Annotated in this window: 11 protein-coding genes and 1 pseudogene; 3 read left to right on the plus strand and 9 right to left on the minus strand. The window is 38.2% G+C overall.

Annotation, left to right across the window (positions count from 1 at the left end):
• Position 1: 1 nt before the first annotated feature.
• Together aroF and B2V22_RS01165 are read right to left on the minus strand one after the other, a co-directional pair.
• On the minus strand, positions 2-871 hold the full coding sequence (gene aroF, locus B2V22_RS01160) for a 3-deoxy-7-phosphoheptulonate synthase (protein ID WP_290489945.1): 870 nt from the start codon (positions 869-871) through the stop codon (positions 2-4).
• Between the two features lie 422 nt (positions 872-1,293).
• On the minus strand, positions 1,294-3,717 hold the full coding sequence (locus B2V22_RS01165; RefSeq protein WP_290489946.1) for a LysM peptidoglycan-binding domain-containing protein: 2,424 nt from the start codon (positions 3,715-3,717) through the stop codon (positions 1,294-1,296).
• Positions 3,718-3,911: 194 nt separating this feature from the next.
• Between B2V22_RS01165 and B2V22_RS01170 the strand changes: the two genes are divergently transcribed.
• The 3 genes and pseudogenes from B2V22_RS01170 to B2V22_RS01180 form a co-directional block, all read left to right on the plus strand.
• Positions 3,912-4,478 carry a tRNA (mnm(5)s(2)U34)-methyltransferase gene (locus B2V22_RS01170; RefSeq protein ID WP_290489947.1) on the plus strand — a complete coding sequence of 189 codons (567 nt, stop codon included), beginning with the start codon at positions 3,912-3,914 and terminating at the stop codon, positions 4,476-4,478.
• Positions 4,479-5,213 (plus strand): hypothetical protein, encoded by a 735-nt coding sequence (locus B2V22_RS01175; RefSeq protein WP_290489948.1) that lies wholly within the window; start codon positions 4,479-4,481, stop codon positions 5,211-5,213. It abuts the gene before it with no gap.
• Between the two features lie 70 nt (positions 5,214-5,283).
• A pseudogene (locus tag B2V22_RS01180) lies at positions 5,284-5,478 on the plus strand (lincosamide nucleotidyltransferase Lnu(B)); the annotation flags it as partial.
• 385 nt (positions 5,479-5,863) lie between these two features.
• On the opposite strand, the gene B2V22_RS01185 reads toward B2V22_RS01180, so the two are convergent.
• The 7 genes from B2V22_RS01185 to B2V22_RS01215 all read right to left on the minus strand — a co-directional run bounded on the left by B2V22_RS01185 (position 5,864) and on the right by B2V22_RS01215 (position 14,088).
• Entirely contained in the window at positions 5,864-6,154 is a 291-nt protein-coding gene (locus tag B2V22_RS01185) for a hypothetical protein (protein ID WP_290489949.1), read from the minus strand.
• Positions 6,155-6,328: 174 nt separating this feature from the next.
• Positions 6,329-8,461: a copper-translocating P-type ATPase TcrB gene (tcrB, locus tag B2V22_RS01190; protein ID WP_290489950.1), complete on the minus strand. Its 2,133-nt coding sequence runs from the start codon at positions 8,459-8,461 to the stop codon at positions 6,329-6,331.
• Positions 8,462-8,599: 138 nt separating this feature from the next.
• Positions 8,600-8,806 carry a copper chaperone TcrZ gene (gene tcrZ / locus B2V22_RS01195; protein ID WP_101954731.1) on the minus strand — a complete coding sequence of 69 codons (207 nt, stop codon included), beginning with the start codon at positions 8,804-8,806 and terminating at the stop codon, positions 8,600-8,602.
• Positions 8,807-8,900: 94 nt separating this feature from the next.
• Entirely contained in the window at positions 8,901-11,366 is a 2,466-nt protein-coding gene (locus B2V22_RS01200) for a heavy metal translocating P-type ATPase (protein WP_290489951.1), read from the minus strand.
• A 12-nt stretch (positions 11,367-11,378) separates the two neighbouring features.
• On the minus strand, positions 11,379-11,834 hold the full coding sequence (tcrY, locus tag B2V22_RS01205; RefSeq protein ID WP_290489952.1) for a copper-responsive transcriptional repressor TcrY: 456 nt from the start codon (positions 11,832-11,834) through the stop codon (positions 11,379-11,381).
• A gap of 370 nt (positions 11,835-12,204) precedes the next feature.
• Complete coding sequence (locus tag B2V22_RS01210; RefSeq protein WP_083069488.1) at positions 12,205-12,663, minus strand: DUF305 domain-containing protein; 459 nt, start codon at positions 12,661-12,663, stop codon at positions 12,205-12,207.
• A 69-nt stretch (positions 12,664-12,732) separates the two neighbouring features.
• Positions 12,733-14,088, minus strand: a complete 1,356-nt coding sequence (locus B2V22_RS01215; protein ID WP_290489953.1) for a DUF1541 domain-containing protein — start codon at positions 14,086-14,088, stop codon at positions 12,733-12,735.
• Positions 14,089-14,649 lie beyond the last annotated feature (561 nt).

Here is a 14,649-nt window from a genome sequence, read left to right on the forward strand (position 1 = left end):
ATTAATTTAAATCCGCTAAGAATGTATGTAATGCTTGCACTTTCTCAGTTAACGCCTTGTACTCATCTAAGTATAACGATTGTCGGCCGTCTGACCAAGCCTCATCTGGATTTTGATGAATTTCAATAATCAAACCGTCAGCGCCAGCAGCCACCGCAGCCATAGCCATTGATTCAACCCACTCACGTTTACCTACTGCATGGCTTGGATCAACCACGATTGGTAAGTGCGTTTTTGATCGTAAAACGGGAATCGCGGATAAATCTAAAGTGTTACGCGTGCTTGGTTCATAAGTACGAATACCGCGTTCACATAAAATTACATTAGGATTACCGTGGGCTAAAATGTATTCAGCTGCCATTAACAAGTCTTCGATTGAAGCAGCCATTCCGCGTTTTAGTAAGACTGGTTTTGTCGTTTGACCAATTGCTTTTAATAAGTCGAAGTTCTGCATGTTTCGTGCACCCACTTGGTACATGTCGATCCCATCGAATAAATGCACTTGATCAACAGCCATCACCTCTGTCACCACTGGTAAGTCGTATTTCTTACCAACAGCCTCTAACATGTCTAACCCTTCTTTCCCTAATCCTTGGAATGAGTATGGAGAAGTACGCGGTTTGAACGCCCCACCGCGTAACATATTGGCACCTGCATCTTTTACTGCTGCAGCCACCTCGTCTAATTTGTCTAAACCTTCGATTGAACAAGGACCACCGATCATGGCAAAATGACCATCACCAATTTGGATATTGCCTACTTGAACAACAGATGGTGTCGACTTGTATGATAAGCTTGCTCGTTTGTACGGCTCCTTAATACTAGCTAAAATCGTTTCTTCCGCTTCTACAGTCATTACTTGTGTATTCATTTTATTTTCTCCTTTTTTAAAACGCAGCATCAATATTCAATTTCCAACGTTGGTATTTAAGCAAGAAAAAAAGTCCTTTACAACAAAACCACCCTTGAGTGATTTTCGTTGTAAAGGACTTCCTTTTGTAACTAGCGCCTATGCTAGTTGCTTAAGAACTAAAGCCATATCCTTTTTTAAGTACAACAAAATCACCTTTACCAAAACCGTAAAAGTAAAAGTAAAAGTTGAAAAAGTAATAGAATGTTGTACTTAATAATGATTTCATGGCTATAGTCCTCCTCTCGCTGTTTGATAATGCAACTTTAGCAGTCTTTTTTAACCTTGTCAACAAATTTCTAATTTGATTCTAATTTTATAAAAAAACACCTCAACTTGTAAAGGGGGAGCTAAACAAGCTGAGGTGTCATAATTTGATCAAATTAGTTTAGTTTTAAAACTTGTCCAATGTACAAGTTGTAGTTTGATAAGCCATTCAATATCATTAACTCATCTAAGCTTAAACCGTTGTTTTTAGCGATACGGTATAAAGTTTCGCCAGACTTAACTGTATGTGTCTTCGTGCTTGAAGTTGCTGAAGAAGATGCAGTTGATGTAGATGAACTTGTGCTCGCTTGACTAGATGAACTTGTTGACGCATTTGAAGAAGCTTGGCTAGATCCACCAGTTGTAAATACTTTACCTGGATGAATTAAGTCAGATCCACCATTTAAGGAACGGGCTTCAGCTAATGAAATACCTAAGGCACGTGCAACAGTGTAAATACCGTCACCAGATTTAACTGTGTAAGAGTTGCCAGACGCTGTTGATGCACTTGCAGATGATTGACTAGTTGAAGCACTTGAAGTTGATGCAGCTGAACTAGAAGACGCTTGACTAGATGAAGCTTGACTAGATGAACCTGCGGTAAATACTTTACCTGGGTGGATCAAGTCAGAACCACCGTTTAACGCACGTGCTTCTGATACTGAAATACCTAAGGCTTTCGCTACAGAGTATAAGCCATCGCCAGATTTAACTGTGTATGATTTACCAGTTGATGTAGATGCTGAAGATGAACCCCTATTAGCACTTGCGCTTGATGAAGAAGACGTACTTGATGTAGTAGTCGTCGACTGACCTGCTTTAAATACTTGACCTGGGTGGATTAAGTCAGAACCACCGTTTAACGCACGTGCTTCTGATACTGAAATACCTAAAGCTTTCGCAACACTGTATAAACCATCACCAGATTTAACTGTGTATGATTTACCAGTTGATGTAGATGCTGAAGATGAACTATTGTTAGCACTTGAAGTTGATGTAGCTGAACTAGAAGTCGCTTGACCAGATGAACCTGTAGTAAATACTTTACCAGGATGGATTAGGTCAGAACCACCGTTTAACGCACGTGCTTCTGATACTGAAATACCTAAAGCTTTCGCAACACTGTATAAACCATCGCCAGATTTAACTGTATATGATTTTCCTGATGTTGACGCTGAAGACGAACCCGTATTAGCACTTGCGCTTGATGAAGAAGACGTACTTGATGTAGTAGTCGTCGACTGACCAGCCTTAAATACTTGGCCTGGGTGGATTAAGTCAGAACCGCCGTTTAATGCACGTGCTTCTGATACTGAAATACCTAAAGCTTTCGCAACACTGTATAAACCATCACCAGATTTAACTGTGTATGATTTACCAGTTGATGTTGACGCTGAAGATGAACCAGTGTTAGTTGTTTCTTCTGCTGCCTCTTCAGATGCAGATGAACCACCTTTAAATACTTGGCCTGGGTGAATTAAGTCAGAACCACCGTTTAATGCACGTGCTTCTGATACTGAAATACCTAAAGCTTTCGCTACAGAGTATAAACCATCGCCAGATTTAACTGTGTATGATTTACCAGTTGATGTTGACGCTGAAGATGAATTAGTGTTAGTAGCTGTTTCTGTGCTTGCTGAGCTAGACGATGAAGATGCGCTAGACGAAGCTACAGATAATACTTGGCCTGGGTAAATCAAGTTAGAAGTTAAACCATTTTGCGCCTTAACCTCTGCCACAGTTACGCCTAAAGCACGTGCTACAGTGTATAAACCGTCACCAGCTTTAACAGTATAAGATTTCCCACTATTTGTAGATAATGTTGTCCCTTGTGCAGATAAGTTTGTAGTTGCACCCGAAACTGATGCAGATGTACCTGAAGTTGAACCAGCAGGTGTATCGTATTGTGTTAAACCATGTGTCGTAATCAAGTTGTTTAATTTACCACCATAGCGGGTATCAGTTGCGTAAGTACCAGTTAAGGCAGCAGTCGCATCTGTGTATGAGCTTGTATTTGATTTCCAAGTACCAGAATAGAATTCAGAATCCCAAGTTACACCGTTAACCATTTTATTCGCGTAGTCAGTTAATGACTCTTTATAAGATGGGTAATCACGGAAAGAATCTCTGATTTGGTAGTAGTTACCAGAACCATCATCTTCAAGTGTGTAGAAAGTTACACCCTCACCGTTATATGTCCCTTTAATCCCGAATAAGTTGTAGTATGGTGCTGATGAAAGACCTGACACACCCCAGTTAGACTCTAAAATTGCTTGAGCAATCATTACTGAAGCATACAAGTCGTTATCATTTGCTAACTTATAAGCATCTGGAATGATGCTATCTAAGAAAGCATTATTGGTTGATGCAAAAGTAACTGTCGTCCCTTCGCTCGCTTCTACTGTTGGCATATCGATATTTGCACTAAAACTTGATACAGCAAAAGCAGATCCTAAAACGATGGCCCCTAAAGTTGCTGATTTTTTGGAAATTGACGCAATCGATTTGCGCGACCCTGCTTTATTCTCCTCAATAACCAATTATACTCCCCCTTGTAATTTTTTAATTGTCAAAAAAACTAAACTTTCACAACCTAAATTCTATCGAAAATAATTTTATTAAGAAAGACTTAATTTATGTTGATGTTATTATTTAATATTTGTAATATTAGTGTAATATTATTTACCGAAAACCCACGATAGATTAAGCTATTAATATAGAAAGAAGGAATGAAATGTTTCAAAATATTGTTACTGTGACGCATCAAATTATGAAGGAAAAAGTTCACAAAGGCGACCATGTATTAGATGCGACGGTAGGTAAAGGGAATGATACCCTGCTACTTTCACAACTAGTTGGTCAAGAAGGAATCGTCTACGGCTTAGACATTCAAGCACAGGCGATTGCATTCGCTGAAAAACGCCTTTCTGAAGAGGCAAAATTTAAAAATACAAAATTATTTGTAAAAGACCATAGCGAATTAAACCAAGTCATTCCAAACGATGAAAAATTACAATTAGCCATCTTCAACCTTGGTTATTTGCCTTGTGGTGATAAGGAGATCATTACCCAATCAGAGACAACTATTAAAGCCATACAAACCGTCCTTGAACATTTGGATAAGATGGGTTTGCTACTGATTGCTTCATATGTTGGTCATTCGGGTGGTATGGAAGAATTTGAAGCGGTTCAATCTTATCTCGAAAAATGCGACCAAAAAAGTTATAATGTAGCTATGTTCAATTTTTTGAACCAAAAAAACCTACCTCCACGATTATTTATCGTTGAAAGGAGACAATAAATGGCAGCAATCAAATCCATGGCCGGTAGTAAAAACCGCCAAATTATTGTTCCAGCAATATTTCATGTCCTACTCGTATGTCTCACGGCGATCCCTGCCTTCATGACATTACAAGCAGTCAACACGATTAACTGGACAAATTTTCTACTATTAATATTCTGGCAATTTTTACTTACACAGGTCTACTTATTATTTTCAAAGCAAAAAGAACTCACACTCATTAAGAACATGATCATCTTAGGTGTGGTCGAAGTTGCCCTATTCGCTATGTTAATTTTTAGTCCCGTAACTATTTTGGCAAAAGGATTACTCTTCCTACAATGGTTACTGATTCATTTAGTGATTGGAACGCATAACCTACTGCCAGTATTGCCCCCATTATTTATCGCAATGGAAATGGTTATCATGCAAAACATTGTAGAAATGGCCAACGCGCAAGTTTTATTAACCGGTTTAGGCCTTATCAAATTCCTAATCTACCTTTCAGTATTCTCCTGGTTATCTAGCTTATTCATGGATTACCGTTCTGAAGGCGTAGAAATCGCTGGTAAAAAATCAAATTCAGCAAGGATGATGAAATTACTGGCTAGCTTTGCAGTCATCATCCTAATCATCGCTATGGTTGCAAGCTTCACTATTCCGGAATCATTGAATGGTCAAACAATCGCTTTAATCATCGTTTCATTAGTGATGATGATTTACAGTTTATTCCTTAAAAAGAAAGCACAAAAATAGAAAAAAGCCCGCTTTGAATAGTTGTAAGCACCCTATCAAAGCGGTTTTTTTTGATGTTGTTAGCGTGTTTGGTAAGGAAATTAGTCCTGAAAACTATGAAAAGTTTAAAAAGACTACTGCCCGATTAAATGAATTAGAACTATATGAAGCCTATAAGAACTCTTTGCTTCTCGTTATGAAACTTCGAAATCTCGTTGAAAAACAGTATCAATTAATCATTAGCGATGATTTTTTAGGCAAACTGTTTAATTATATGAACGAATAAATAAAAAGCCTGTATCTCTGTAGAGGACCCCAAAAGTTAGATTTTTGGTCTAACTTTTGGGGTCCACTATAAATATATCAAGGAGTCTTTTACACTGGTTTCTCTGCGTACGAATTTATTACAAGTATTTTTATCAAAAGAATTAATTGTGCTATTAAGTTGATTAAACAAAAAGATTACACCTAGAAATCACTCTATAATTGTAGTGTCAAAACCAACATTAAGAAGAAACAAGATGTACTCAGTCGTATCATCAAAATTTCAAATTTTGAAAACTTATTACTTATTTTCCAAGCGTATTTGTTAGTGATTTAAAAGTCGTGGATTCACTTAGATGGCATAGCCTCTACATATTATTTTTGCATCGCTGGATATCAGTAAAGTATCACTGAACCATTAAGCCCTCTATATGTATAGAGGAAAAAATAGATTTGCCCATCATAGATAAATGTAGCTCGTTCTTCCTCAAAGGTAATCTTTTATCAAGATAAATAAAAAGGCCATTGTGTTGAATCAACATGTAGTTGTTATTTTGAGGTTTTTTATATGAAATATCCACATCTACTGCACCCACGCAACAAGTGCGAGTTGCTCTAAGTGAAACAGTTATTATCGTACGACCTTTCTTCTTCATCCATTCCTGTACTGCCTCATCCACTTTAATAGATATAGCCATTTTTCTATCACTGTCCCTTTTTTAGAATAATCAGGATTTTATATCATTAAATCACAAATAATTTAGGCGTTAAAAGACACCAATATAATTTTCCTTATACAGCATACTGGCTGGTCTGACCCGATTCTGGAAGGGAGTCAAACCAGCCAGTGCTTTTTTCGTTCCTGCTTCGTTTTATTTCGGCTCTAATTTCAATGTCATAGCATTGATGGCAACAATTACAGTCGAAAGTGACATCAAGACGGCACCGAATGCTGGACTTAACGTTATGCCAATTGGTGCTAGTATTCCTGCAGCTATTGGAATCGCGATAAAGTTATACCCTGCTCCCCAAATAAGATTTTCTTTCATCTTACGTGTGGTCTTCTGAGCCAACTCGATAAAGGATTCAATGTCGCCAGGGTCTGACTGTGTCAAGATGACATCGGCTGAATCCAATGCTACTTGAGTTCCGGCACCAACAGCTATACCAACGTCTGCTAATGCAAGAGAAGGTGCATCGTTGACCCCGTCACCGACCATGATAACTTTCTTTCCTTCTGCTTTAAGTTTTTCAATTAATTCATATTTGTCTTGAGGAGATTGATTAGCTAGATAATCAATACCTAAAATTTCTGCAGCTCCTTGAGCCGCTTTTTCATTGTCACCCGTTGCCATAATCGGCTGAATATTGTTCTTTTTAAGGGCTTGTATTAAGTCTTTACTTGTTGGTTTTAATTCATCCCCTAAAGCTACAGCACCGATTGCTTCGTCGTTTTCTACTAAGACACTGAGGGTTGCGCCTTTTGGAATATCCATATCCAGATTACGTCCATATGATTTTTGACTGATTAATTGATAACGATGTCCGTTAGCTTGACCTTCTACACCAGCGCCAGAAATAACATCAATCGAATCAAAACTTACTGGACGTATCCCTTGCTGTTCTGCGTAACTAATAATTGACTGAGCGATAGGGTGACTAGATCCGCCTTCGATACCTGCTAATAAGGCAACAATTTCATCTTTCGTATATTTATCATTAAAGAGTTCAACATCTGATACTTTAAACTCACCAGTTGTTAAAGTTCCCGTTTTATCTAAAACTATAACATCTGCGTTTGTAGTCAACTCCAAAGCGTCCCGGTCTTTCACTAATAATCCCCGACTGGCCCCTAAGCTGGTACTACGAGCAGTCACCAATGGAATAGCCAGACCCAGGGCATGCGGACAAGCAATAACTAATGTGGTGACTGTAAAAATAACTGCCGTTGGTACATCAGCTATAACCATCCATATGACAAGGGCAATAAGCGCTACAATAACCGCAATATAAAAGAGCCATCCTGCAACTTTTTGTGCAAGATTTTCTGCTCGAGAAGATTGGCCTTGAGCTTGACTGATTAATGCCTGAACCTGAGAAATGAAGGACTTATCGCCCGTCTGCTTTATTTCCACATAGAGGACTCCGCCACCATTGGTTGATCCACCGATGACCTCATCTCCGGGATTTTTTTCAATTGGTTTCGATTCCCCAGTCACAAGCGCTTCGTTTACACGTGATTCTCCGCGAATAATGATACCATCAGCTGGAACATTTTCTCCTGCTTGAACACGGATAACATCTCCAACCTGAAGTTCAGACACAGGGCGCGTCTCAATCGAATCGTCTTCTAAAACAACATGAGCATCTTTCGGCACCAACTCAGCCAATGCTTTTTGCGCGTCCCCTGCTTCACCCAATGCCTTCATTTCAATCCAGTGTCCTAATAACATGATTAAAATTAACGTTGCAAACTCAAAGAAGAAGTCCATGACATGTTCTCCAGTTACATATCGAGCGGCCACTGCGTAAGCACTATAGGCATAAGAAACCGTTATCCCCAAAGTAATCAAGGACATCATGCCTGGAGCTTTTGAATTAAACTCATCTTTCGCACCCATGTAGAATGGTTTTCCGCCATAAATGTATAGAATTGTTGCCAATACAACTGCTACAACGTCTGCATAAGGAAAGATAATTTGGAAAGGCAACTGAATATCCATCATAGGAGTAATGAGTAAGATTGCAATTCCTAATGGGAGTGACTTCAAGAAAATCTCCTTAAAGCTACCGTGATGGTGGTGGGCATGCCCTCCCATTGCGCCATGATCCATTTCACTGTGATCCATCTGACTATGATTCATCTTGCTGTGATCCATCTGACTATGATTCATCTTGCTGTGATCCATCTGACTATGTTCCATTTCATTATGGTCGTGTTTTGAGTGATCCATGTCGCCATGATTATGATGACTATGTGACGAATGTTTTCTGTTATTACTCATTTTTAATTCCTCCTTATTATATTAGAGAGTAATTTTAAAGTTTTAGAACTTTCTCATCTAACACTGCATATAATTCTCATGAAAAGGGTTCTATACTTTATCTCTATCTACTATCTATGAATAAATGGTATTCGTACTTTATACACTTAATACTGAATAGTTAGTTTCTGCTAAAGCAGCATTGAGCGTTTCGGTATCAATCTCTGTTTGACTTTCAAGTACTGCTTTTTTAGTCGCTAAATCAACCTCTACAGATTCAACCCCTTCAATAGCTGAAAATCTTTCTTGTACCGTGTTCGCACAACCTGCACATTTTACGCCATCTAATAAGACTTCTTTTTTCATTATTTTATTCCCCTTTTTTTTTTATCTTCTCCTATTATATAGAATAGTATATAGAATAGGAAGAAGTTTAAATCCCAGATAAGCTACGTGTTTTCTAAACAACTGCTGGTTTGAATCGTCTTAACCGTAAAGCATTGAGCAAGACCGATACGGAGCTGAAACTCATGGCGACTGCCGCAAACATTGGATTCATCAATGGTCCGCCAAAAATATGCAAGAGACCCATCGCAACTGGAATACCTACAAGGTTGTAAGCAAAAGCCCAGAACAAGTTTTGTTTAATGTTTCGTAGCGTTGCATGACTTAAATCAATCGCAGTCAATACAGCGGTTAAATCATTACGCATAAGGACAATATCAGCCGATTCAATCGCCACGTCTGTACCTGATCCAACTGCAATACCGATATCTGCTTGAGCTAATGCGGGTGCATCGTTAATGCCGTCTCCAACCATCGCTACCTTCTTGCCTGCCTCTTGTAGTTTTTTGACTTCCTCTGCTTTATCTTCAGGTAATACTTCACTTAATACACTGTCTATACCCACTTGCTTAGCAATCGCTTTGGCTGTACGTTTGTTATCTCCAGTAATCATGATTACTTCAACACCGCGTCTTCTAAGTTCTTTAACAGCCTTCATACTATTTTCCTTGAGTGTGTCAGCTACTGCGATAATTCCAGCTAGTTCTCCATCAACAGAGAGATACATCGGTGTTTTTGCTTCGTCTGCTAAACGATCGGATTCTTTTTCCATGCTTGATAAATCAATCTTTTGCTCTAGCATCAGTTTACGGTTTCCAATGTACATATCTTTGCCCTCAATTTCAATTCGAATCCCGTGTCCAGGAATCGCTTCAAAATGATCTGGTTTAGCCAATGTCATGTTCTCTTCTTTTGATTTTTGTACGATGGCTTCGCCTAATGGGTGTTCAGAACCTGTTTCACCAGAAGCTGCATAATATAAAAGATTTTCTTTAGTAATAAGAGGAGTTACCAAAATATCCGTCACGATAGGTTTACCTTCTGTCAGTGTCCCTGTTTTATCAAATACAATCGTGTCTAAATTATGAGTGGTTTCTAACGCCTCACCACTTTTTATCAAGACACCATGTTCTGCCCCTTTTCCGGTTCCAACCATAATACTTGTTGGAGTCGCCAAACCTAAGGCACATGGACAAGCAATGACAAGGGTTGTTATGATAACGGATAAAGTAAATATTCCAGATTGACCTGCAATTAACCAAGCAATCCCTGCTAAAACGGCTAATGCTATAACAATCGGTACGAAATATCTGGTAATGATATCGGCCATTCGAGCAATGGGTGCTTTAGACCCTTGAGCATCTTCTACTAATTTTATGATTTGAGATAGAGTTGTATCACTTCCCACTCGAGTCGCGCGGTAATCAATGGAACCATTTTTATTGATACTAGCCCCAATAACCTCGTCTCCACTTTCCTTTTCCACGGGGATACTTTCTCCTGTCAGCATTGATTCATCGACTGAAGTGCGTCCCTCAACAACAACACCATCTACAGGCATACTTTCTCCCGGACGAACTCGAATAACATCTCCTAAAGCGACTTCGTCCACAGTAATCTCTTGTTCCACACCATTACGTATCACTCGAGCTGTTTTAGGAACCAAGTTGACTAATTTTTCAATCGCTGAGGACATTTGCCCCTTTGATCGCTCTTCTAAAAATAACCCTAACGTATGAAGAGTTAAGATAACTCCAGTCACTTCATAGTAAAGTAAATCTGAAAAGTTCCCGTAACCTAAGCCAGCCCCGATCGTCGCTGCCAGACTGTATACAAAAGCGGCCGCGGTACCAAGGGCAATCAGGGAATCCATATTTGGGTGACCTTTAAATAAGGTTTTGAATCCCTTCTGGAAATATTCCCAGCTTACTACCATTATCGGCAAAGTCAGAATAAGTTGTAAAAGAGAAAAATTAAATGCATTTATCATTGGGTCAACGATATTTGGTAGAGGCATACCTACCATATGACCCATGGATATAATTAGTAAAGGGATTGTAAATATAATGGATATCCCAAAACGATTTGAAAGTTTCTTCATTCTTTTTTCTTTTTTCTCACGCTTCTCTGCTCGTGAATTATCTTGAGTCTCAGTTGTTTCTAATACGGCTGCATAACCACTATTGGATACAGCACCAGTCACATCAGATACTGAAATTGCTGACGGGTTATAAGAAACTTGCATTTTTTCTGTCGCTAAATTGACGGAAGCTTTATCTACGCCCGACAACTTTCCGACAGCTTTTTCAATTGTCTGTGCACAGGATGCACAGGTCATCCCTTCAATTGCAAAGGTTTGCGTCGTTCCTTCTTGGGCAATCAGTTCATACCCTGAATTATCCACCGCTTTTTGTAGATTTTCTACCGAAAAAGTTGGTTCATCGTACTCTATACTTAACTTCTCTGTTGCTAGGTTCACGGAAGCCTGTGTGACCCCACGTACTTTTTTTGCCGCTTTTTCTACTGTCTGCGCACAAGACGCACAGGTCATACCTTCTATGGCAAACGATTTATTCTCCAATTTTTTCGCTCCTTATTCTCCATGATAATTTAAATGGCAATCGCATTGCCCTTCTGTACACTGACAATCCACTTCTTCTACTGCGAAAGCTTTTTTCATCTCTAATATTTCTTCTAGTCGCTGGATATCATCGAAGCTTAAGACATGATCTTCAATGATACTCCCTACTACATTCCCGACATTCTTTCGACAAATACGATCGAAAATATTGTTTGTAAAACTTCTTACCGCTTCTTTCTCTTCGATATTTGCCGAATAAATATATTTTCTACCTTCTTGTTCTGTATTCAGTGCGCCTTTTTCCACGAGTCGACCTAAGAGCGTTTTGGTTGTCGCTTCTTTCCAGTCCATTTTCTCTCCCAATGTAGAAATGACTTCTTTACTAGTCACTCGACCATTCGCCCAGACTACACGCATAACTTCCCATTCAGCATCTGTGATATGAGGGTTAACTACTATTGTACTCATTCTCTTTCCCTCCTAATTGTCTACATGAGTAAACGTAAATGTTTGAGATAAGTTTACTATTGTAAACCATTATTGTCAAGTCTTTTTTAAATAAATGTAACCAGCTATTATTGCCTTTGTTTTCCTATCTTTACCCAATACTAATTATAAGGTTACCATTGATTTACTTTTATTGATTTTAGAATTCCTTATTTTTAAAATTATATTTTCTAAATATGATGAACACTATTGAGCAATTTAATTGTTTATCGTATTTAGGAAATCAAGAATTGAGAAAAAGCGGAAAAATAGAAAAAAACCTATACACACGGAATTTATCATAGACTTCTTGTGTATAGGGATCTTTTTACTTTTTAAATTTATTGAATGTTTATTCTTCTCCGTTTTCTTCTATATCTTCAATTAATTGTTCCATCTTAGCAATTTCTTCTTCTTGTGCTTGTATAATTTCTTCGCTTAATTGCTGTACTCGTGGATCTGTGAGATTGGCATTTTCACTAGTCATAATAGCCGTAGAGTGGTGTGGAATCATGGCTCTCATCCAAGCAGTATCGTCTATGCCAACTTGGTTTTGAATAAGCCCAAACGATCCCAGCACGAGTAAGACTGAAAGCCCCATTATAACGGCGTTTAATTTTTTATTATCATACATTTTCCACATAAAACCCATCATAATGATAGCCATGACTGCGCCCATCAAAATAGCCATATAAACACGGGTTTGACTAAAGTAAATGTGCGCAAATTCATTGACATTCACAAACATTAGAAAGTACATAATGATTGTTGAAATTAAAATCATGAGGGCAAATTTTAGGTATTTATTCATAAGTATCCGTCCTTTTTTAGTATTTCTTAAACTTTAAGTTTGGTAGGTATTTTAATGTATCACTAGTAATTATTGAGCTAATTCTTCTTCAACAAACCATTTATGATTACGAACAACTGCTCCGCCATCTGTTGGTTGGTAATCCACCATATAAACATTCGTAGTTACAGCGTCATCAATTATTGCAGTTGCTCCTTCCATACCTTCCATATGGTCGGCTTCTAATGTCACTTCTTCTCCAGGTTCAAATGCGCCTTTGGTTGACTCAGAAATGTCTTCGTGGATAACCCAGCGATGATTTTCCACTCGTTCTCCACCATTGGTTGGATTGAAAGAAACTTCATAAACCGTCGTAGCAAATACGCCAGAAACAGTTGCTTCGGCACCTTCCATTCCAGGCATATGATCGCGCTGAAGAATAACAGATTCTCCTACCTCGTACATCGGATTTTCAGCTTCTTCCAAGCCTTCTGTAATTTCTCCCGACTCATCATGCTTCATATCTCCCATATTATCCATATCTCCCATATTATCCATATCTCTTGTTTTTTTGGACTCGCTAATTATCTGGTTCTCATAGCTATCTTCTAATGATGGTTGATTTTCAAGTGTATAGTTAGCAAATATTAAATCAGCGTTTTTAATATTAAATGCTTCAGTTAAATCGTCTACTGAAAAATTAGTACTTTGAGAAATCGCCCAGAGAGTATCTCCCCAAACCACTTCGTAATTTTGAAGTTCTTCTAATGTATCGTATTGGGAAACATCTGCTTGTACTTCTTCTACTGTACGCGCTCTCCAAAATTGGCTTGAGTCTTGTACTTCTTCCCCTAATTCTTCTTCTACTAGCCATTTATGATTTTCAACAGTATCACCTGTTTCTGTATCCGTGTACGTGACCATATAAACAGTGGTGTCTTCTACCGAATCAATAGTTGCGGTCACCCCTTGCATACCGGGCATATGGGAAGCTTCTAGAACGACTTCGTCACCTGCTTGGTAAGGCTCGTCTTGGGCATTTTCAACTTCCTCGTGTACAACCCATTTGTGATTGGCGACTTCCTCTCCTGTTTTGGTATCGTTATAGGTGATTTCATAGGCAATTGAATCAAAGGCGCCTACAACCTCACCTGTAGCTCCCATCATTCCTGGCATGTGATCGGTTTGAATCGTTACTTCGCTTCCTTCTGGATAAGTTGGATTTTCTGCTTCTGCCAATCCTTCTGGAATTTCCCCAGATTCATCATGTTCCATACCTTCGTGGCCTGTTTGAGATTTATCCGTTGTCTCGCTAGCCACCGTTTTCGATCCAGTTTGAGCAGCATTATCTGCATCATCAAGTGTATTCGCGCCTACCTTATTCACTAGTGGATAAGAACTTAATAATGCTACAGATAAAAGACTACTTATAATTGTTTTTTTCATACGATTTCTCTCCTTTTGGTGATACCGCCTTTGTCTACAAATGTAGTTGAATGAACTTACATGTATTTTATAATTACCCCTTATCATTGTCAAACACTTTGATTTTTATCAATTACAAATGAAGACTTATCGTTGTTTTTATTATCTCATCAATATTTAAAAAGCGATTCCATAATAAACACGTAGATTAATTTAGAAACCAAAGACAACAAATTATCCCTTAGATCACCTATAAATCCCTTATTAATGCCCACTAATTTTAATTGTTTTTAAAGTACTTCTTTTACAAGTTCAGTCAAGCCCATATCTTTCGTTAAGATTTATGTTGCAACCTATAGTTATAAGAAATGAATATGGCAAAAAATGATTAGGTAGCGTTTATTAATCCATGTTCATTAGTCTTAAGTTATGACTATAACAAACCTAGTATTTGCATCCATCTAAATTCTTATTTCTTAAAATGCGGACTGCTTATTCTTAATTTCGAAAAAGAATATCTCCAACAAAAAAACAGTTCTCTTAAACAAATAAAATGGACCCTGAATCTCTACCCGAAAACTG

Source organism: Aerococcus sp. UBA6277 (assembly GCF_002440555.1).
Taxonomy (GTDB): domain Bacteria; phylum Bacillota; class Bacilli; order Lactobacillales; family Aerococcaceae; genus Aerococcus.